The organism is Streptomyces sp. NPDC107498 (genome assembly GCF_055582805.1).
This window is the reverse complement of the sequence record NZ_JBVJPE010000007.1, coordinates 330,223-350,493: the sequence shown is the minus strand read 5'-3', so window position 1 is coordinate 350,493 and position 20,271 is coordinate 330,223. Positions and strand designations below refer to the sequence as shown.

The following is a 20,271-nucleotide window of genomic DNA, read 5'->3' as shown; positions in this document are numbered from 1 at the left end:
GATCGCCGGGATGGAGTCGAGGGCGAAGAGGATGTCGGTGGTGCCGATGGCGAGCATGACGACCATCAGCGGCGTCAGCACCCGCTTGCCGTTGGCGCGGATGAAGAGCTTGGTGCCGTGGTAGCGGTCGGCGACGCCGAACTTCTTCTCGACGGTCTTGAGGAGACGGTTCTCCTCCCAGTCGTCCTCGTCCTCGTCGGAACGCGCCTCCTGGATGAGCTTCCAGGCGGTGTAGATCAGGAACGCGCCGAAGAGGTAGAAGACCCAGGAGAAGCTCGCGATGATCGCGGCGCCGGCGGCGATGAAGATCGCGCGGAGCACCAGGGCGATCAGCACGCCCACGAGCAGCACCCGCTGCTGGAGGTGCGAGGGGACCGAGAACTTCGCCATGATCAGGACGAAGACGAAGAGGTTGTCGACGCTGAGCGACTTCTCGGTGATGTAGCCCGCGAAGAACTCGCCGGACGCCCGGCCGTCGCCGAAGACCAGCAGGCCGAGCCCGAAGAGCGCGGCGAGCACGATCCACACGACGGTCCAGATTCCGGCTTCCTTGACCGAGACGTCATGGGGCTTGCGCCCGATGAAGAAGTCGGCACCGATCAGGGCGACCAGACCGAGAACGGTCAGCACCCACAAGGTCATCGAAACGTCCACTGCGCCTCCGGCGTCGTACGGCTACTGATCAGCGTCGTCGCTGCCGGAGGTCTCTTCCACCCGGTGGCGGACGGGCCGCCGGGCCGACGCCCCGGGATCGGATCCAGGATGATCCGTCCGTACTGACGGGTACGCCGCGTACAGGGAGTACTCCCCTCCGCACCAAGAAGACTACCCGAAAGACCAAGAGAAGGTAAAGGGCAGGGTAAAGGGGACTCAAAAGACCAGGTCAGGGCTGCTTTCCATGGCGGGCGGCCGCCACCTGCCCGAGGACCTGACGGAGGATCCCGCTGCCCGGCGGAAGGAGCGGCGGCTCGTACGACCAGGCGTGCCCGACCCACGGGTCGGCCAGGTGGTCGTCGGGCACCGGGGTGAGACGCAGCAGCGAGCGCCACAGCGGGTCGAGCAGCGGCCCGTACGCGGCGGCGTCCTCCCGGGCCGCGACCATCAGCAGATGGACGCCGACCGAGGGCCCCTCGTCGGCGAGGTACCGCAGCCGCGTGACCGCCCGGTCGTCGAAGCCGTGCGGGAAGTCGTGCACGATCAGCAGCTGTCGGGCCGTGTCCAGGCCGGGCGGCAGCGCGTCGGCCGCCCCGCCCCGCAGCGCCATCTGCAGCAGGTCGACCCGCTCCGTGAGCTGCTCCAGGACCGCCGAGACACCGGCCGCGCCCCGGGCCGGCGGGGCGGCCGCCCCCGTATCCACGAGGGGCGCGAGGGCCGCGGCGCCCGCGCCCGCCGGGTCGACGACGTGGACGGTGAATGCGCCGGCCGGGTGCGCCGCGAGGAGCCGTGCCGCGTGCGCCACCGCGCAGTCCAGGGCGAGCCGCCGCAGCTCGGCCTCGTCGAGGAGCCCGGCCGCCTCGGAGTGACCGCGCCCGGAGTCCACCCACAGACCGCGCTCCAGCGGCAGCCGGACGAGCAGGGGGATCCGCAGATCGGTGCGCTCGGGGAGGTGGAGGTCGCCGAGCCGGACGGCCATCGGCTCCTCGTCCGGGACGCGGTAGGCGTGCCAGACGGGGTTGTCCCAGCGGGCGTAGGCGACGGGCAGCGCCGGCTCGACGACCTCGGACTCGGCGGCGAGCTGGGCGAGGTCCCGGTCCAGGACCTCCCGGGCGCGCTCCACGAGTTCGTCGTGCCGGGCGCGGGCGGCGGCCCGCGCGGCGTCGTTCGCGCCGTCGGCCCGGGCGCGGTAGTCGGTGAGCGTCTCGTCGAGCTCCCGGTCGAGCCGGGACTCCGCGAAGTCGCAGGCGCTGCGGTAGGCGGCGGCGGTACGGGCCAGGTCCTCGAACATGCCCCACACCTGGTTGTAGAGCCGCTCCTCCATGGACCAGCCCGTGGCGTCCCCGGCGACGGGCACGGGCGGGGCCTGCGGGGGCTGCCGGGGCGCGGGGGCGGGTTCGGCGGCAGGGGCCGGACGGCGCCGGGGGTGGGAGTAGTCGATGGGCCCGCCGGCGTCGGCACCCGTCACCGGGGCGGGGGACGGCGCGGTCGACGCCGGGTCCGGGGCGGTGAGCGGGGTCGCCGGTGCCGGGCCGGCCGTCGGGGTCGCCGGTGCCGGATCAGGAGCGGCCGTCGGGAACGCCGGTGCCGGGTCCGGCGCGGTGGGCGGCGCGGTGTGGCGCACCCGTTCCGGCTCGGGGACGCGCGGGGGAACGTCGGGCGAGGGGGGCATGGCCCGCACGTCCGGAGCCGCCGACACCGTCGCCAGGATCGCGGCGGCGAGATCCGCGGGGCGCTCCAGGCCCTGGTCGCCGAGCAGGGCGGCGAGCCCGCCCGCGTACCCCTGGCCCATGGCGCGGACCTTCCAGGCTCCCTGGCGGCGGTACAGCTCCAGGGCGACGACGGCGGACTCCGTGTCGAGGCCGGTGATGGTGTAGCTGGCGATCTCGGTGCCGTCGGAGCCGGTGACGGCGACGAACGGGGCCGCGAGGGCCCCGAAGCGGACGGCTCCGCCGGTCAGCGCGAGGAGGACCGAGATGCGGTGGACGGCACCGGGGACGGCGTCCAGATCGACGGCGAGGCGATGGTCGGCGGCGGCCCCTCCGGACACGTCCACGCCGGGCAGGGAGGGCGCGCCGGGGTGGGCGATCCACTCCGCGCCCGCGACCCGGCCCCGCTCGTCGCCGAGAGCGGCTCCGGCGAGGACGGGATGACCGGCCGACACCCGGATCTCCAGTCGGGTCTCGGGCAGGGGGTGGTTCTGCCCCCGGACCAGCTCGGCCGTCATCGTCTCTGTCCCCTCGGTGTTTCCAGGTGCGGATCATGCGGACAGCTCCCGGCGGCCTCGCGCCTCCGGGAGCTGTGGGTGTGCCGTGCCGGGCCCGTCTACAGGTGCGGCAGGATCGCGGGCATCAGGTCCTGGAAGGTGCGCCCGTTGGCCGGGTTGCCCAGGGCCGTCATCTGCCAGCCGGAGCCGACCCGGTGCACCTTCGCCATGATCTGCGCGGTGTAGTTGCCGCCGCCGTCGAGGGTGTAGCGCGCGAGCTCCTGCCCGTTCGTCTCGTCGACGATCCGGCAGAAGGCGTTCTGCACCTCCTGGAACGTCTGGCCGGTGAAGGAGTTCACCGTGAAGACGATCTGGTCGATGTGGACCGGCACCCGCTCCAGGTCGACGAGGATCGCCTCGTCGTCGCCGCCCTGGCCCGCGCCGCCGACGAGGTTGTCACCGGTGTGCTTGACCGAGCCGTCGTCGCTGACCAGGTGGCGGAAGAAGACCACGTCCACCGGCTGCTTCTCGGCGAAGAGGACGGCCGAGGCGTCCAGGTCGATCTCCCGGGTGCGCGAGCCGAAGAGACCGCGGCGCGGCGCCGCCTGCCAGCCGAGCCCCATCCGCACCTGGGTGAGGCTGCCCCCGCCCCTCTTCTCCAGGCTGATGGCCTGGCCCTTGGTCATGTTGACCGACACGCGTCTGCCCCTCTCGTTAGCGTTCCCCGCGCCCGCCGTTCCGTGCGTGCGGTTGTCGAGCACCCTACGCAGCGGCACCGACAGCGCGGAGACGCGGTCCGGTTTTGTGTCGGTCTTGCAACACACCGGACCGCCCGTCCGCCCCGGCCGGTCAGGCGAGTCCCGCCTCCTTCATCTGGCGCAACTCCTTCTTCAGCTCCCCCACTTCGTCGCGGAGCCGGGCCGCCACCTCGAACTGCAGCTCGGCCGCCGCGGCACGCATGCGGTCGGTCATCTCCTCGATGATCGCGGCCAGTTCGGTGGCGGGCCGGTCACCGAGCTCGACGGTGGAACCGGCCTTGCCGCCCTTGCCCCGGCCCTTGGCCGCGGGGCCGTGCGCGGCGAGCGAGGGCACGGGGGCCTTCGCGCCCTTGCCCTCCTTCGCCTGCCGGTAGCCGGTGCCGAGCAGTTCCTCGGTGTCGATCTCCTCGCGCGCGATGGTCGCGACGATGTCGTTGATCTTCTTGCGGAGCGGCTGGGGGTCGATGCCGTGTTCCGTGTTGTACGCGATCTGCTTCTCGCGGCGCCGGTTGGTCTCGTCGATGGCCTGCTCCATCGCCGGGGTCATCCGGTCGGCGTACATGTGGACCTGGCCCGACACGTTCCGCGCGGCGCGGCCGATCGTCTGGATGAGGGAGGTCCCGGAGCGCAGGAAGCCCTGCTTGTCGGCGTCGAGGATGGCGACCAGGGACACCTCGGGCAGGTCGAGGCCCTCCCGGAGGAGGTTGATGCCGACGAGGACGTCGTACTCGCCGGCCCGGAGCTCGCGCAGCAGCTCGATGCGGCGCAGGGTGTCGACGTCGCTGTGCAGGTAGCGCACCTGGATGCCGAGCTCCAGGAAGTAGTCGGTGAGGTCCTCGGCCATCTTCTTGGTGAGGGTGGTGACGAGGACCCGCTCGTCGCGCTCGGCGCGCAGCCGGATCTCGTGGACCAGGTCGTCGATCTGGCCCTCGGTGGGCTTGACGACGACCTCGGGGTCGACGAGTCCGGTCGGGCGGATGATCTGCTCGACGAAGCCGTCGCCGCGCGAGAGTTCGTAGGTGCCGGGGGTCGCGGAGAGGTAGACGGTCTGGCCGATCCGCTCCTGGAACTCCTCCCACTTCAGCGGGCGGTTGTCGAGGGCGGAGGGGAGGCGGAAGCCGTGGTCGACCAGGGTCCGCTTGCGGGAGGCGTCGCCCTCGTACATGGCGCCGATCTGGGGCACGGTGACGTGCGACTCGTCGATGACGAGGAGGAAGTCCTCGGGGAAGTAGTCGAGGAGGGTGTTGGGCGCGGAGCCGGGCTCGCGGCCGTCGAAGTGCATCGAGTAGTTCTCGATGCCGGAGCAGGAGCCGATCTGCCGCATCATCTCGATGTCGTACGTGGTGCGCATCCGCAGGCGCTGGGACTCCAGGTGCTTGCCCTGCCTGTCCAGCTCGGCGAGGCGGCCCTCCAGCTCGCGCTCGATGTCGTTGATCGCCCGCTCCATGCGCTCGGGCCCGGCGACGTAGTGGCTGGCGGGGAAGACGTACAGCTCGCGGTCCTCGCTGATGACCTCGCCGGTGAGCGGATGGAGGGTGGAGAGTGCCTCGATCTCGTCGCCGAACATCTCGATGCGGACGGCGAGCTCCTCGTACACCGGGAAGATCTCGATGGTGTCGCCGCGCACCCGGAAGGTGCCGCGGGTGAACGCCAGGTCGTTCCGGGTGTACTGGATGTCGACGAAGCGGCGCAGCAGCTGGTCGCGGTCGATCTCCTCGCCGACCTTGAGCGGGACCATCCGGTCCACGTACTCCTGGGGCGTGCCGAGGCCGTAGATGCAGGAGACGGAGGCGACCACGACGACGTCCCGGCGGGTGAGCAGGGAGTTCGTCGCGGAGTGGCGGAGCCGCTCCACCTCCTCGTTGATGGAGGAGTCCTTCTCGATGTAGGTGTCCGACTGCGGGACGTACGCCTCGGGCTGGTAGTAGTCGTAGTACGAGACGAAGTACTCGACGGCGTTGTTCGGCAGGAGCTCGCGGAACTCGTTCGCCAGCTGGGCGGCCAGCGTCTTGTTCGGCGCCATCACCAGGGTGGGGCGCTGGAGCTTCTCGATCATCCAGGCGGTGGTCGCCGACTTGCCGGTGCCGGTGGCACCGAGGAGGACGACGTCCTTCTCGCCCGCCCGGATGCGCCGCTCGAGGTCGGCGATGGCGGTCGGCTGGTCGCCGCTGGGCTGGTACTCGCTGACGACCTCGAAGGGCGCCACCGAACGTTCGATCTTGGAAACGGGCCGCATGCAACCACCGTACGACCCGGCACTGACACTCGGGCGGTGATCGGCTCACCGCCCGGGCGCCGGGCGCCCCGTCACCAGTCCTGGGAGCGGTGCCCGCCGCGCGGGACGGTCCTGCGCGCGGTCCGTCCGACGGCCCGGCCCACGGGGCGGCCGGCCGGGCGGGCGCTCCAGTTGGCGGGCTCGCCGTAGGACGGGACGTGGCGCGGCGCGGGCACGCCGGGGCGGTGCGGCATCCGCGCGGCGGGCCGCTGCCAGTCCGGGTCGCCCATCACGAGCAGCGGGTCGAACATGACGACGACCGCGGCCAGGATCAGGAAGACCGCCGGGCCGATCAGCATGGGCAGGAGGAGCGAGGTGGCGGGGTCGTCGGTTCCGGTGCGGGCCCCGGCCCCGTGCAGGTGGACGCTGACGGCGGCCATGGCGGTGTAGTGCATACCGCTCACGGCGACGCCCATCACCAGGCTCGCACCGAGGCTGGCCAGAAATCCATGCACGGAGGCGGCCGCCCAGAGGGCCGCTGTGGCGGCCACGACGGCGATGACCACGGAAAGGGCGACGGTGACCGTGTCGTACTCGATCCGGCCCTGGAAGCGCATGCCGGCCATGCCGAGGTAGTGCATGGTGGCGACGCCGAGGCCGGTGATGGTGCCGCCGGTGACCAGGGTGAGGGCGGTCGCCCCCCGGTAGCCGACGATGAAGATGCCGATACCGACCATGAGGACCGCGACGCCCAGGCTGGCGAAGGTGATGGGGCGGTCGTAGTCGATGGGCGCCTGCGCGACGGAGAAGCCCATCATGGCGATGAAGTGCATCGTCCAAATGCCGGTGCCGATCGAGGTGGCGCCGAGGGCGAGCCAGCCGGCTTTGAAGGTGTCGTGGTGCCGGAGCGATCTGGTGGTGCACCTCAGGCCGAGGGCGCCGCCGAGGCAGGCCATGAGAAAGGCGGCCACCGGCGTGACGAGCCCGTAGCTGAATCCGTCGACCGTGCCCTGCATGAGCGTGTGTCCTCCACTCCTGGCGCAACGTCGTCCGAAAACAGTCGGTACCGCTGGGTAGTACTACCGGGGCGAGATTATGGCGCGCCGAGGGCCCGGCGACCATGTGACCGGGGAATTTCCATGCGCGAGACCGGAGCGAGACCTGTCCGTGATCTCGGCGCCGGAGCCGAACCGCGCTTTCGGCGACGGTCGCGGACCGGCTTGTCCACGACGGGTCGGGACGGTGACGCCGGTGACGGTTCCGGGCCGTGCGGGCGGGCGGGCGGTGGTGGTTCCGGGGCGGGCGGGTCGTGCGGTGACGGTTCGGGCCGCGTTGTCGGTGGCGGGTCGTACCGTGGGCGGCATGGACATCGACGCGGGGGCGGCAGCGGGGCCGGACGGCCGGGAGCGGGCCGGCACGGTGGAGTGGACGGTCGTGGAGAGCGCCGTCGGGCCGCTCCTCCTCGCCGCGACCGGGCGGGGGCTCGTGCGGGTCGAGTTCCACGCCGACGCGGCGCGGCGGGAGCGGATGCTCGGCCGGCTGGCGGGGCAGCTCGGCGCGGAGCCGGTGGAGTGCGCCTCGGGGCGGCTCGCCGAGGCGATACGCCGGCTCGACCGGTACTTCGCGGGCGAGCCGGACCGCCTCGACCTGCCGCTGGACTGGAGCCTGACGACCGGCTTCAACCGGCAGGTGCTGCGCGAGCTGGCGACGGGCGTTCCGTACGGCACGGTCGTGGGGTACGGGGAGCTGGCCAGGCGCGTGGGACAGCCGGGCGCGGCGCAGGCGGTCGGAGCGGCGATGGGCGCCAATCCGCTGCCGGTCGTGGTGCCGTGCCACCGGGTGGTGGAGAGCGACGGCGGTCTCGGCGGCTTCGGTGGCGGTCTGGAGACGAAGCGGCAGCTGCTGGCCCTGGAGGGGGTGCTGCCGGCACCGCTCTTCTGAGTGCGGGCCGCCTCGGAGGCGAGAGGGGCCGTTCCCATCGGATGAGACGGCTGGCACACTCACGTAAGTGACCCATGCCCCCAGTGCCCCTGACGCTGCCGCGTCCGACGAGATACCCGTCCCCGTCGCCCCCGCCGAGCTGCCGGCGCTCCGCCGACGGGTTCAGGCCACGCTGATCGCCACCCAGATCCTGGGAGGCCTCGGCATCGCCATCGGTTTCGCCCTCGCCGCCGTCCTGGCCAGGGACGTCAGCGGCACCGAGGCGCTGTCCGGTCTCGCGTCGACGGCGTCGGTGGTCGGCTCGGCGCTGCTCGCCATGCCGCTGGCCACGCTGATGGCCTCGCGGGGGCGCCGGACGGGACTCGTCCTCGCCTACCTGCTGGCGGCGCTCGGTGCCGGTGTGGTGGTGCTCGGCGCGGTCCTCGGGAACTTCCCCCTGCTGCTCGTCGGGCTCGTCGGCTTCGGCGCCGGGTCCTCGGCGAACCTGGCCGCCCGCTTCGCCGCCGCCGACCTCGCCGAGCCGGACCGCAGGGCCCGGGCCATCTCCACGGTGGTGTGGGCGACCACGATCGGCGCGGTGCTCGGCCCGAACGTCGCCGCGCCCGCCGGGAAGAGCGTCGCGGGTCTGGGCGTCCCGGCTGCCGCCGGGCCGTTCGTCTGGGCCGCCGGCGTCTTCGTGCTCGCGGCGGCCGTGGTGGCCGTGCTGCTGCGCCCGGACCCGCTGCTCACCGCCCGCGCGCTGTCGTCCGCCGGGCCGGACGGGGCGGAGGACGGCCGCTCCCTGCGGGCCGGGACGGCCGCGGTGCGCAAGTCCCCGCGCGCCCGCCTCGCCCTGGTCACCATCGCCGGCTCGCACACCGCCATGGTGTCGATCATGTCGATGACCCCGGTGGCGCTCACCCATCACGGCGCGGACATCCAGCTGATCGGACTCGTGATCAGCGGGCACATCACCGGGATGTACGCCTTCTCGCCGCTGATGGGCTGGCTGTCCGACCGCCTCGGCCGGCTCTCGGTGATCGGGCTCGCGGTCGGCCTCATCGGTACGGCGGCGCTCGTGGCGGGCACCGCGGGCCCGTCCCACGGCCGGACCGCGCTGGGCCTCTTCCTCCTCGGCCTGGGCTGGTCGGCGGGTCTCGTGTCCGGCTCGGCGCTGCTCACCGACTCGGTGCCGCAGGCCGCGCGGGCCGCCGTCCAGGGGCTCTCCGACTTCGTGATGAACACCGCCGCCGGAGTAGGCGGCCTCGTGGCGGGCCTGATCGTCTCGCAGGCGGGCTACGGGCCGCTGAACGCGATCGCCGCCTGTCTGCTGCTGCCGATGGCGGCGCTCGCGCTGCGCGGCGCCCTCCGGAAGGCCTGACCGGACCGCCCCGGCCTCAGTGCGGCACCGCCGGGGACGAGGCCCCGTCGGCCAGCCGTCGCGGGGCGCCCGTGCCGTCGGCGGGCACCGACCAGACCGCTCCCCCGTATCCGTACGCGAGGGTCTTCGGGTCCGTCCACAACGCCTGGTCGTCGATGCCGCGCCGCTCGGCGACGGGGTGCTCGCGTCCGGTGCGCAGGTCGTACACGTACAACCGCCACGGCTCGCGCGGGCCGTCGGACACCCGCTTCTTGAAGGCGATCCGGGTCCCGTCCGGGGAGAGCGAGGGGCATTCCACGTTCTCCCGCAGCGTCCGGGCGGACCAGTCGCTCATGTCGCCCTCGACGAGACGGGTGCGGCCGCCCGTCGAGACGGTGGCGTAGAAGCGGTCGTCGTCGGCGGCGAAGGTGACGCCCCAGTAGTTGACGTCGGGTGCGTGGTGACGGCGGCCGTCGAGGGTGAGCGGGATCTGCTCGATGTTCTTCACCAGGTATCCGGTGCGCAGGTCGAGGATCGAGGTGCGCGTGGAGAAGGCCGAGCGCGCGTACGAGTCGCCGGTGGCGAACATCGTCCAGGACAGCATGTGTCCCGAGGCGGAGACCCTCGCCCGGCTGGGGATGCCGGGCAGGCCGATGCGGCGGACCTCGCGGAGCCGGCCGTCGAGCACCAGGACGTAGGAGCGGGCCGGTACGCCCGGCCGCCGTTGCAGGCAGAGGGCGGTGGAACCGGCCGCGTGGAACCGGTCGCAGGAAGGTCCGCCCACCGTCCGGCCGCCGGGCGCGGCCGGGTCCACGCGCGCGACGCGCCCGCTCGCGGTGTCCCGGACGTAGAGCGCGCCGGTGCCGCCGTCGAGGGTGAAGCCGGGGTCGGCGGTCCCGGTGGCGGCCGCCCGCCCGGAGGCGGCGCGGAGGGTGTAGGCGGTGGCTCCACCGCCGAGCAGCAGGAGGGCGAGGACGAGGATCACCACACGCGCGCGCGTGGAGGCGGGGATGTTCATGTCGCGCTCCCTTCGGGGACGGTCATGTCGTACTCCCTTCGGGGACGGTCGTGTCGCCCTCCCTTCGGGTGCCGGGCGGCAGCAGACGGGCGGCGAGGGCCAGGGCCGCCGCGAGGGCCAGGAGGGCCGCCACGAGGGCCGTCTCCGGTCCGCTCGCCGTCCAGACGGCGCCGAAGGCGACGGCGGCGCCGAGCCGGGCGAGCGCCTGCGCGGTCTGGACGACCGCGAGGCCGCCGGCCTGCCGTCCCTCGGCGAGGAACGGTCCGGTGAGGGCCATCAGGACGCCGTCGGTGGCGGCGTAGAAGACCCCGAGCAGGACGAGGACGCCCACGAGGGCCGCCGCGCCGGGCACGGGGGCGAGGAGCAGTCCGTAGGCGAGGAGCAGGGCTCCGTGCCCGTACAGCAGGGGTCGGCGGCGCCCGAAGCGGTCGGCGAGGTGGCCCGCCGGAACGGCGAGCAGCAGGTAGACGGCCGCCGCGCCCAACGGCAGGAACGGGAACCAGGTGGCGTCGAGGTCGAGGCGCCGTTGGAGCAGCAGGTAGAGGAAGGAGTCGCCGACGGTGGCGGCGCCGAGGAGGGCGGCGCAGAGCACGATCCGGCGGTACGCGGGTGAACGCGGGATCGTGAGGAGCCCGCCACGCGCGCGTGGCGCCACCGGGGCCTTCGGCCGCGTGCCCCGGTCGTCCCGCGGCGGGCCGGGGTCCCGCGCCCGGCCCGGCACGAAGAGCAGCCAGATCAGCACGCCGAGCGCGCCGACGCAGAAGCTGACGGCGAAGACCGTCTCGTACGTCTCGGCCGTCGCCCACAGCAGGGCGAAGGCGGCGAGGGGTCCGAGGAGGGCGCCGGTGGTGTCCATGGCGCGGTGGGTGCCGAAGGCCCGGCCGAGGTCCTCGGGCGGGCTGTGCAGGGTGATGAGCGCGTCGCGGGGCGCGGTGCGGACGCCCTTGCCGAGCCGGTCGGCGGCGAGGGCCCCGGCGATCCAGCCGGTCGCCCCGCCGGCGAGGAGGAGGCCGAGCCGGGAGCAGGCGGAGAGGGCGTAGCCGAGGCCGGCGACCTGTTTGTGGCGGCCGCCGCGGTCGGCGCCGGCGCCGCCGAGGAGCCGTACGAGCGCGGTGGCACCGGTGGTGAGGCCGTCGAGGAGGCCGAACTGGAGCGGGGAGAGGCCGAGTCCGAGGACCAGGTAGAGCGGCAGGACGGCAGTCACCATCTCCGAGGAGACGTCGGTGACGAGGCTGACCGTGCCGAGGACGAGGACGGTGCCGGGGACGCGCCGCCGGGCCCCGGTGGGGCGGGGCGGCGCGTCGCGGCGACCGGTGGTCGCGAGGTACATCAGTGACAGGTGTAGGTCGGGCCGGAGTCCTTGACCTGGTCGTCGGTGCCGACGTACTGCCAGGTGTAGGTGGTGTCGGTGAGGTCCAGCTTCAGCACGCCGTACGTCCCGCTGATCCGCTTCTGGCTGTTCGGCTGGACCGTCTCGATGTCGTAGGGCTCGGCGCCGCCCATGCCGCCGACGATCTCGACGATGCCGTCGGCGGTGGCCCGTCCGTTCGGGTCCTGCGGGGCGAAGCGCTCGTAGTGGTGGTCGTGTCCGTTGAGGACGAGGTCGGCCTTGGCGCCGTGGAGGATCTGCCAGACGGGCTTGGAGACGGGGTCGTTGCCGTGGCCGCCGGAGGAGTACAGCGGGTGGTGGAAGTAGGCGGCGACGCAGCCCTTGGTGTTCCGCGCGAGGTCGTCCTTGAGCCACTGGATCTGCGCGGCGTCGTCGAAGGTGTTGGAGTCCAGGGCGACGAAGTGCCAGTTGCCCTGGTCGTAGCTGTAGTAGGGCTTGCCCTGGGGGTAGGCGATCGCGCCGAAGTACGACTTGTAGCCGGAGAACGCGCCGGCCGGGTCGTAGGACTCGTGGTTGCCGGGCACGGGCCGGGTCTGCGCCTTGAAGGCGCCCCAGGTCTTGTCGTAGTAGGTGCGGAAGTCCGACAGCCGGGCGTCGTCGTACTGGTTGTCCCCCATCGTCAGGTAGAAGGACGGCGCGATCCGCTGGGCCAGCGCGGCGGTCTTCGGGTGGGCGCAGGAACTGCTGGAGGCGGTGCACTGGGCGGCGATGTCACCGGCCGCGACGACGGTGAAGGCACCGGTGGGCGGGGGCGTGGTGGGCGGCGGCGTGGTGGACGTGGTGCCGTAGACCTCCACCGTGTAGAGCGAGTAGCCGTACGAGGTGCCGCGTGCGGTTCCGTAGACGCGCAGGTAGCGGCCGGTGCCGGTGAGCCCGGTCCAGTCGTCCGTGCCGCCGTTGCCCGCGGTCTCGGTGGCGAGGCGGGTCCAGGCGGTGCCGTCGGCGGACGTCTCGACGCGGTAGGCCTTGGCGTAGGCGGCCTCCCAGACGAGCTTGACGCGGGAGACGGTGGCCGAGGGGCCGAGGTCGACCTTGATCCATTGCGGGTCGACGCCCTCGGTGCTGGCCCAGCGGGTGGTGGAGACGCCGTCGAAGGCCTTCTCCGGGCCGAAGGTGGAGTCCTCGACGGAGGAGGACGTGGCCGGCCTGCCCTGGGAGATCAGGGCGTCGGCGGCGGCTCCGGCCCGGTCCGGCAGGGCGAGCAGGAGTCCGCCGACGAGCAGCAGCACGGCGGCGAGGACGAGGGGCAGTCGGTCGGTGGTGCGGCGTGGCGGGGCTGAGGCGAACGGGCGCATTCCTGGGCTCCCTGGCCTGAGGGGTCGGCGAGAGCTGGACACCGGTGCGGCGCACCACGGACCGGCCGCGGGCTGGGACGCCCGTGCCGCGGGAGACGGGCACGGGCGACCGACCGGGTGGCGATTCGGGCGCCACACGGCGGGGGTGGTGCTCGGCGGCCGGGTCAGAGCTCTCGCTGAGCGCGTCACGCCCCTCGGGTGGGGCGCCGCGCCAAGCCGCTGCCCGGGAGGATAGCGGACAGGAAGGTTTCCTACCAGTCTCTCGTACTCCCCCTTCCCCGGCCGGAGTTCAGGGGCCGGGTGGCCTTCAGAGGCTGATGTGGTACGCCTTGCGCAGGGTCTCGTGCACGGTCCAGGTCGTCCGGTCGCCCTCCCGCAGCACGCACGCGTCACCGGGGCCGACCTCCAGGGTGTCGCCACCCTCGACGGCGACGGTCGCCCGCCCGGAGACCACCACGAAGAGCTCGTTGGCCTCGGTGTCGGTGACGACGCCGGGCGTGATCTGCCAGATGCCGCGCAGCTGCTTGCCGTCGGCCGATTCCCACAGCACCTTGCCCGTCACCTCGGGCGTGCCGGAGACGATCTGGGCGGGGTCGAGGGGCTCGGCCTCGAGCTCCGCGTCGGGGATGTGCACGGCGAAGGAAGGCAGGTCATGAGTCGTCATGGGCGGTGACTGTAGCCGGGCTCCGAGGGCCCTCCGAGGCCGGGACCGGCTGGAAGAACAGCCTCCGTTTCGGCTCCGACCAGGCGCGACGCCGAGGAGGGGCGGCGGCGACGAAATCCGCACCGGTCCTCCGCCGCAGCACCCAAGGGCGCCGCGGCCGTCTCCGCCGCTTCCGCCCGGCACCCCGTCACGGATTCCGCAGGCCGCTCCCCGGAGGTGGCAGGAGGTTGCCAACGAGGTTTGCGGGGCCGGTGATCGCGCCAAGGAATCACACATGTCCACACAGGTGTCCGAAGAGGTACGGGAAGCCCTCCACGAAGGCCGGCCCGTCGTCGCGCTGGAATCGACCCTCATCGCCCACGGCCTGCCGCGCCCGCGCAACCTCGCCGTGGCGGCGGAGCTGGAGGAGTGCGTACGGGCCGGGGGCGCCGTCCCCGCCACGATCGCGGTGATCGACGGCACGGCCAGGGTCGGCCTCGACCAAGCGGCCCTGACCCGCATCGCCGAGGACCCGTCGGTGCGGAAGCTGGGCCACCGCGACCTGGCCCCCGCCCTGGCGACCGGGGCGACGGGTGCGACGACGGTCTCGGCGACGGCCTGGCTGGCGGACGCGGCCGGCATACGGGTGTTCGCGACGGGCGGGCTCGGCGGCGTGCACCGCGAGTGGAGCGAGACGCAGGACGAGTCCGCCGACCTGCGACTGCTCGCCCGGGTCGGCATCACCGTGGTGTGCGCCGGGGTCAAGTCGATCCTCGACGTGCCCGCGACGCTCCAGCGCCTGGAGACCCTGGGGGTGACGGTCGTCGGCTACGGCACGGACCGCTTCCCCGGCTTCTACCTCTCCTCCTCGGGCGAGCCCGTCGACTGGACCCTGCGCACTCCGGCGGAGGTGGCGGGAGTGATACGGGCGCAGGACGGGCTCGACGGCCCGCGGGCCGCGCTCGTGGTGGCCAACCCGGTGCCGGTGGCCGAGCAGTTGGATCCCGCGCTGCACGACCGGGTGCTCGCGCAGGGCCTGGCGGCGGCGAAGGAGAAGGGGATCACCGGGCAGGCGGTGACGCCGTTCCTCCTCGAATACCTGATGGTGCACACGGAAGGAGCGTCTCTGGAGGCCAACCTCGCGGCGGTACGCGGCAACGTACGGCTCGCGGCGAGCGTCGCGGGGGCGTACGCGGCGGGGACGGGACCGGGCCGTGCCGCGGGGGCCGGGCCCGGCGGTGCGGCGGCTCCCGGCCCGGAGGCCCGTGACACCGGGACGTACCGTCCGTCGGCGGCCGGCGCCGACGGACGGTGACCCGGACCGGAGGCGCGCTGCTGGTCGTCGGGGACGTGGTCACGGACGTCGTCGCCCGGCACCGGACGCCGCTCGCCCCCGCCACGGACACGGCGGCGGAGATACGGACCCTCCCCGGCGGGGCCGGGGCCAACGCCGCCTGCTGGGCGGCGCGTTCGGGGCGGGACGACGTGCGGCTGCTCGGCCGGGTGGGGACGGACGCGGCCGACTGGCACGAACGGGCGCTGCGCCGGGCGGGCGTGCACCCCCTGCTCGTACCGGACCCGGACGCGGCGACGGCCACCGTGATCGCGCTGGTGGACGGCTCGTCGGAGCGCACCTTCCTGACGGACAGCGGCGCCGCGCTGCGCCTCTCCCCCACCGACTGGTCCGCGGGGCTGCTCGACGGCGTGGCCCGGCTGCACCTCTCGGGGTACCTGTTCTTCGCCGAGCCGAGTCGCGAGACGGCCCGCCGGGCGCTGCGGGACGCACGGGCCGCGGGGGTGCCGGTGAGCGTGGACCCGGCCTCGGCGGGGTTCCTGGCGGAGCTGGGGGCGGACCGGTTCCTCGCGGCGGTGAAGGGCGTCGAGACGCTGCTGCCCAACGCGGACGAGGCCCGGTCGCTCACCGGGTGCGGCGAACCGGAGGCGGGGGCAGCGGAGTTGAGCCGGCGTTTCCCGCTGGTCGTGGTCACCCTGGGGGCGGCGGGCGCGCTGGTCGCCGAGGGCGGCGCGGTCACCGCGCGGGTGGCGGCGCCGCAGGTGCGACCGGTGGACTCGACGGGCGCGGGCGACGCGTTCACCGGGGCGTTCCTGGCCGCGCGGCTCACGGGCGCGGACCCGGTGCAGGCGGCGGAGGCGGGCTGTCGCGCGGGCGCGGAGGCGGTCACCACCGTGGGCGGCAGACCCCCGGAGGACCCGGCCGCCGACTGACCGGTCCATGCGCGGACGGCGAGGAGGCGCACGGCCTGGAGTTGAACGGCCCGGGGTCGGGCGGCCCGGAGCGGGACGGCCCGAAGCGGGACGGCCCGGAGCCGGACGGCTCGGAGCGGGGCGGCCCGACTCGGACGAGGCCAGGGGGGTGGACGGCCCGACCGTCGGCCGACCGGTCCGCGCGCCGGGCGGTCCGGAAGCCCGGCGTCACGTCCGCAGCCCCGTCCAGGCCGGGTGGCGCGGGTCGTCGGCCCGTACGACCGCGTCCGCCGCCCCGGCGGGGTCGACCTCCGCCTCGTACCGGGCGAAGGCGGGCAGGGTCCAGGACTCCTCCGTGCGCCGGGCGAGCGCGGCGGGCGAGAGGCTCAGGTGCACGGTGAGGTCGAAGGGGAACCAGTGGCCGAGCAGGAAGGGCCCGTGCAGCACGAGCACCCCGCGCGGCGGCAGCGCGACGTACGGACTGCGGGTCGCGCGGTCCGTGACCGGGTCCCACAGGTCGGGCAGCACGCGCCCGCTGCCACCGGGCTCCAGCGGGCCGAAGACCTCCCGCCACAGGGCCCCGGTGTCGGTCCACCCGCTGTAGTACGCGTCGGGGTCCTGCTTGCCGTACTCGTACCGCAGGGACGCGGGCCGCAGGAAGCCGCCGGTCCCCACGACGTGGACCGCTCGCCCGCGCGTGCGCAGCGCCTCGGCGAGGAGCCCGGCGAGTGCGTCGCCGGGCGCGGCGGGCGGCCCGTCGATGCCCACCTTGAGCCAGGCGTCGCCCGTCGCGGCGGCGGACGCGTCGAGGTGGCCGGCGAGCGCCTCCGCCAGCCGGTCCCAGGTGATCGCCTCGTATCGCATCCCGCTCATCCTGCCCGTCGCTCCCCCTGACCTGCACCGGCCGACACCCCCGGCACTGCGGTGATCCGGCCGAGCGACCGCACGGCACCCGCGGAGGAGAGGACTCGCTTTCCCATGAGCCCGCGTCAGGAAGCCCTGCCCCACGGGACCGCGGGGGCGACGACGCCCTTCGGCCTCGGGCCGCGCCACGTACAGCTCTCCCCGCCGCCGGACGAGGGGGAGGCGTGCCGCCGATTCTACGTGGACGTGCCGGGCGTGACCGTGATCAGGAGGCCGTCCGCCCTCGCGGCGCGCGGCGGCCTGCGGGCGCGTCCGGACGCGCTGGAGATCCGTCCGGGCGTCGGGGGGGGGACTTCCGGCCGGCCCGCAAGGGACACCCGGGCGTCCTGGTCGCCGACCTCGACGGTCCGACCGAGCGGCCGACCGGCCTGGGCACCGAGGTGACCTGGGGCGACGACTTCCCCGGCCACCGCCGCTTCCACGTCGCCGACCGCCACGGCAACCGGCTGGAGTTCCTCCGCCCCGAGCGCCGAACCGGGCTTGACCTTGTCACTGGCGTCAGGGTTCGACCATCGGCTCCATGGACACCACCACACCCACCAGGGTCGTCGTCGTCACCGGCGCGGGCACCGGCATCGGCCGGGCCACCGCGCGCTCCTTCGCCGCGCGGGGAGCGACGGTCGTCGCGGTCGGCCGCCGGGAGGAACCGCTCCGGGAGACCGCCGGGGGACACCCGGGCATCCGTCCGTTCGCCGCCGACGTCACGGCGGAGGGCGCGGCCGAGGAGATCGTCCGCGCCGCGCTGACGGCCCACGGCCGGCTCGACGTCCTCGTCAACAACGCCGGGATCTCCGCCGGCGGCCCGCTCGGGACCCTCGACCGTTCCGTGATCGCCCCGCTCCTGGAGACGAACCTCGTCGCCCCGGTCCTGCTCACCCAGGCGGCCGTCCCCGCGCTCCGGGAGTCCCGGGGCGTCGTGGTGAACGTGACGACGACGATCGGCCAACGCGGCTGGCCCGGCAACTCCGTCTATCCGGCGACCAAGAGCGCCCTGGAGACCCTGACCCGCTGCTGGGCGGTGGAGCTCGCACCGTTCGGCGTCCGGGTCGTGGCGGTCGCGCCCGGCGCGATCGAGACCCCGATCGCGGACCACATGGGCCTCTCCCCCGAGCGGCGGAAGACGGTGCGGGCCTGGCAGCTCGCGCACACACCGCTGGGACGGGTCGGGCGGCCGGAGGAGGTCGCCTGGGCGATCACCGCCCTCGCCGCTCCGGACGCCGCCTTCCTCACCGGCACCGTCCTGCCCGTCGACGGGGGCGCGCTGGTCTCGTGATACGACTGCGCGAGGAGGTGGCGTCCTTGCGCATCGGTGAACTGGCCCGGCGGACCGGAGTGTCGGCCCGCGCGCTGCGGCACTACGAGCAGGCGGGGCTGATCACGTCGGTCCGCGCGGCCAACGGGTACCGGGCGTACGGGGAGACCGCCGTCGCGCGGGTGTGGAACATCCGGTACTTGCTGGACGCGGGGTTCACGCTGGACGACGTGTCCGCGTTCCGCACCTGCCTGGACGGGGACGTCTCGGCGGTCACGCCGTCCGCCCGCGCCCTGGAGATCGCCCGCGAGCGCCTCGCCGTGATCGACGCGCGCATCGCGGCGCAGACCGCGGCCCGCGACCGCCTGGCGAAGGCCCTGGCCGCGCAGGGCTGAGCCCGGATCCCCACCGCACCGCACGGTCCGCGCGATCGTGAACCGGCCCCTCGCCGCGCGGTCCCGGCCTCAGCCCTGCGCGACCACCGGCGCGGGCCGTTCGAGCACCGCGCGGCCCGACTCCACCGCCTCGCCGAGCGTCAGCTCCCCCGCGGCGAGGGCCCTGCAGGTCGCCGCGTCGGTCCTCAGCCGGGCGTCGGGGGCGTCCACCCCTCCGTCCCCGTAGGCCACACCGCCGTCGACCCCGATTCTTACGTGGAACTCGCCCTCGTCGAGGGTGACTTGGACGACCCCCGCGCCGAGCTCCGCCAGCGCGCCGAGGAGCGGGATCGCGTACCAGTGGGCCCGGACGGCGTCGGTGGGGCGCGGCTCGCCGAGTTCGGGCGCGCCCCAGGCGGCGAGGGTGCGCAGGACGGGCAGCAGGTCGCGGCCGCGCGGGGTGAGCTCGTACACGTACGCCGAGGCGGGCGGGGGCAGCCGGCGCCGGGTGACGAGCTCGGCGCCCTCCATGTCCTTGAGCCGACCGGCGAGCATGTCGGTGCTGACGCCGGGCAGGTCGGCGTGGAGGTCGGTGTAGCGGCGCGGCCCGGCGAGGAGCTCGCGGACGACGAGCAGGGTCCAGCGGTCGCCGACGAGGTCGAGGGCGCGCGCAGCGGCGCAGTGCTGGTCGTAGCTGCGGCGGCGTGGCTGACGTGGCATGCGACGCAGTCTAGACATGTTGTTGGACTTTCCAAGCTCGAACTTGGTAAAACCAAGCAACAACACTTCTGGGGAGGTCGACGCATGGAGTTCCGGCAGTCGAGCAAGCTGAGCGAGGTCTGCTACGAGATCCGCGGCCCGGTCATCGAGCAGGCCAACGCCCTGGAGGAGGCGGGCCACAGCGTCCTGCGCCTCAACACCGGCAACCCCGCGCTCTTCGGCTTCGAGGCGCCCGAGGAGATCGTCCAGGACATGATCCGGATGCTTCCCGGGGCCCACGGCTACACCGACTCCCGCGGCATCCTGTCCGCCCGCCGCGCCGTCGCCCAGCGCTGCCAGTCGATGGGCCTGACCGAGGTCGACGTCGACGACGTCTACCTCGGCAACGGCGTCTCCGAACTCATCTCGATGGCCACCCAGGCCCTCCTGGAGGACGGCGACGAGGTCCTGATCCCGGCCCCCGACTACCCCCTGTGGACGGCCGTCACGACCCTCGCGGGCGGCAGGCCCGTGCACTACCTCTGCGACGAGTCGGCCGACTGGTACCCGGACCTCGACGACATGGCGTCGAAGATCACCGACCGGACCCGGGCCGTCGTCGTCATCAACCCCAACAACCCCACCGGCGCGGTCTATCCGAAGGAGGTCCTGGAGGGCATCCTCGACCTCGCCCGCCGCCACGACCTCATGGTCCTCGCCGACGAGATCTACGACCAGATCGTCTACGACGAGGCCGTCCACCACCCGATCGCCTCCCTCGCCCCCGACCTGGTCGTCCTCACCTTCGGCGGCCTCTCCAAGACCTACCGGGTCGCGGGCTTCCGCTCCGGCTGGCTGGTCGTCACCGGACCGAAGCAGCACGCCGGGAACTACCTGGAGGGCCTCACGATGCTGGCCTCCATGCGGCTCTGTCCCAACGCCCCCGCCCAGTACGCCATCCAGGCCGCCCTCGGCGGCCGGCAGTCGATCCACGAGCTGTGCGCCCCGGGCGGCCGGCTGCGCGAACAGCGCGACCGGGCCTGGGAGAAGCTCAACGAGATCCCCGGCGTCTCCTGCGTGAAGCCGAAGGGCGCGCTGTACGCCTTCCCCCGCCTCGACCCCGCCGTGCACAAGATCCACGACGACGAGAAGTTCGTCCTCGACCTGCTGCTGCGGGAGAAGATCCAGGTCGTGCAGGGCACCGGCTTCAACTGGCCGCGTCCGGACCACTTCCGCATCCTGACCCTGCCGTACGCCGACGACCTCGACGCCGCCGTCAGCCGGATCGGCCGATTCCTGAGCGGCTACCGGCAGTGACGCCGGGCCCCCGGTGCTGTCATGATCTACGGGTCTGAAGG

At 73.7% G+C, this 20,271-nt stretch carries 18 protein-coding genes; 7 read left to right on the top strand and 11 right to left on the bottom strand.

Features of this window, described 5'->3' with window-relative positions; all coding sequences use genetic code 11:
• From ACZ66Z_RS15900 to ACZ66Z_RS15880, 5 genes are all read right to left on the bottom strand, one after another.
• Positions 1 to 654, bottom strand: a 654-nt coding sequence (locus ACZ66Z_RS15900; RefSeq protein WP_469934553.1) for a TerC/Alx family metal homeostasis membrane protein, incomplete at its 3' end; no start/stop codon positions are given.
• Positions 655 to 883: 229 nt separating this feature from the next.
• Complete coding sequence (locus ACZ66Z_RS15895; protein ID WP_469934552.1) at positions 884 to 2,881, bottom strand: TerD family protein; 1,998 nt, start codon at positions 2,879 to 2,881, stop codon at positions 884 to 886.
• A 98-nt stretch (positions 2,882 to 2,979) separates the two neighbouring features.
• A complete protein-coding gene (locus ACZ66Z_RS15890) occupies positions 2,980 to 3,558 on the bottom strand; it encodes a TerD family protein (protein WP_030692674.1) in 579 nt (192 codons plus the stop codon).
• 151 nt (positions 3,559 to 3,709) lie between these two features.
• Positions 3,710 to 5,854: an excinuclease ABC subunit UvrB gene (gene uvrB / locus ACZ66Z_RS15885; RefSeq protein ID WP_469934551.1), complete on the bottom strand. Its 2,145-nt coding sequence runs from the start codon at positions 5,852 to 5,854 to the stop codon at positions 3,710 to 3,712.
• A 71-nt stretch (positions 5,855 to 5,925) separates the two neighbouring features.
• Complete coding sequence (locus ACZ66Z_RS15880; protein WP_469934550.1) at positions 5,926 to 6,849, bottom strand: MHYT domain-containing protein; 924 nt, start codon at positions 6,847 to 6,849, stop codon at positions 5,926 to 5,928.
• A gap of 346 nt (positions 6,850 to 7,195) precedes the next feature.
• On the opposite strand from ACZ66Z_RS15880, the gene ACZ66Z_RS15875 reads away from it, so the two are divergent.
• Both ACZ66Z_RS15875 and ACZ66Z_RS15870 read left to right on the top strand, forming a co-directional pair.
• A complete protein-coding gene (locus ACZ66Z_RS15875) occupies positions 7,196 to 7,774 on the top strand; it encodes a methylated-DNA--[protein]-cysteine S-methyltransferase (RefSeq protein ID WP_469934549.1) in 579 nt (192 codons plus the stop codon).
• A gap of 67 nt (positions 7,775 to 7,841) precedes the next feature.
• Complete coding sequence (locus tag ACZ66Z_RS15870) at positions 7,842 to 9,134, top strand: MFS transporter (RefSeq protein ID WP_469934548.1); 1,293 nt, start codon at positions 7,842 to 7,844, stop codon at positions 9,132 to 9,134.
• Positions 9,135 to 9,150: 16 nt separating this feature from the next.
• Here ACZ66Z_RS15870 and ACZ66Z_RS15865 read toward each other — a convergent pair whose 3' ends face one another.
• From ACZ66Z_RS15865 to ACZ66Z_RS15850, 4 genes are all read right to left on the bottom strand, one after another.
• Complete coding sequence (locus tag ACZ66Z_RS15865) at positions 9,151 to 10,131, bottom strand: TolB family protein (RefSeq protein WP_469934547.1); 981 nt, start codon at positions 10,129 to 10,131, stop codon at positions 9,151 to 9,153.
• 22 nt (positions 10,132 to 10,153) lie between these two features.
• Entirely contained in the window at positions 10,154 to 11,461 is a 1,308-nt protein-coding gene (locus ACZ66Z_RS15860) for an MFS transporter (RefSeq protein WP_469934546.1), read from the bottom strand.
• The gene (locus tag ACZ66Z_RS15855) at positions 11,461 to 12,816 is read right to left on the bottom strand and encodes a discoidin domain-containing protein (RefSeq protein WP_469934545.1); all 1,356 of its coding nucleotides are present in this window, start codon (positions 12,814 to 12,816) and stop codon (positions 11,461 to 11,463) included. The genes ACZ66Z_RS15860 and ACZ66Z_RS15855 overlap by 1 nt, the downstream gene beginning before the upstream one ends.
• 307 nt (positions 12,817 to 13,123) lie before the next feature.
• Positions 13,124 to 13,480, bottom strand: coding sequence for a cupin domain-containing protein (locus ACZ66Z_RS15850; protein WP_469934544.1), 357 nt, complete (start codon positions 13,478 to 13,480; stop codon positions 13,124 to 13,126).
• A gap of 274 nt (positions 13,481 to 13,754) precedes the next feature.
• Here ACZ66Z_RS15850 and ACZ66Z_RS15845 point away from each other — a divergent pair, with 274 nt between their 5' ends.
• Positions 13,755 to 14,774, top strand: coding sequence for a pseudouridine-5'-phosphate glycosidase (locus tag ACZ66Z_RS15845; RefSeq protein WP_469934543.1), 1,020 nt, complete (start codon positions 13,755 to 13,757; stop codon positions 14,772 to 14,774).
• Complete coding sequence (locus tag ACZ66Z_RS15840; RefSeq protein ID WP_469934542.1) at positions 14,771 to 15,685, top strand: carbohydrate kinase family protein; 915 nt, start codon at positions 14,771 to 14,773, stop codon at positions 15,683 to 15,685. Before ACZ66Z_RS15845 ends, ACZ66Z_RS15840 begins: the two co-directional genes overlap by 4 nt.
• A gap of 207 nt (positions 15,686 to 15,892) precedes the next feature.
• On the opposite strand, the gene ACZ66Z_RS15835 is transcribed toward ACZ66Z_RS15840, so the two are convergent.
• Entirely contained in the window at positions 15,893 to 16,528 is a 636-nt protein-coding gene (locus ACZ66Z_RS15835) for a nucleoside/nucleotide kinase family protein (RefSeq protein ID WP_469934562.1), read from the bottom strand.
• Between the two features lie 580 nt (positions 16,529 to 17,108).
• Between ACZ66Z_RS15835 and ACZ66Z_RS15830 the strand changes: the two genes are divergently transcribed.
• Complete coding sequence (locus ACZ66Z_RS15830; RefSeq protein WP_469934541.1) at positions 17,109 to 17,861, top strand: SDR family NAD(P)-dependent oxidoreductase; 753 nt, start codon at positions 17,109 to 17,111, stop codon at positions 17,859 to 17,861.
• A gap of 26 nt (positions 17,862 to 17,887) precedes the next feature.
• Positions 17,888 to 18,235, top strand: coding sequence for a MerR family transcriptional regulator (locus ACZ66Z_RS15825; RefSeq protein WP_469934540.1), 348 nt, complete (start codon positions 17,888 to 17,890; stop codon positions 18,233 to 18,235).
• Positions 18,236 to 18,304: 69 nt separating this feature from the next.
• Here the strand turns inward: ACZ66Z_RS15825 and ACZ66Z_RS15820 are convergent, their stop codons facing one another.
• Positions 18,305 to 18,934, bottom strand: coding sequence for a winged helix-turn-helix transcriptional regulator (locus ACZ66Z_RS15820; RefSeq protein ID WP_469934539.1), 630 nt, complete (start codon positions 18,932 to 18,934; stop codon positions 18,305 to 18,307).
• Positions 18,935 to 19,018: 84 nt separating this feature from the next.
• Here ACZ66Z_RS15820 and ACZ66Z_RS15815 point away from each other — a divergent pair, with 84 nt between their 5' ends.
• Positions 19,019 to 20,230, top strand: coding sequence for a pyridoxal phosphate-dependent aminotransferase (locus tag ACZ66Z_RS15815; RefSeq protein WP_469934538.1), 1,212 nt, complete (start codon positions 19,019 to 19,021; stop codon positions 20,228 to 20,230).
• Positions 20,231 to 20,271 lie beyond the last annotated feature (41 nt).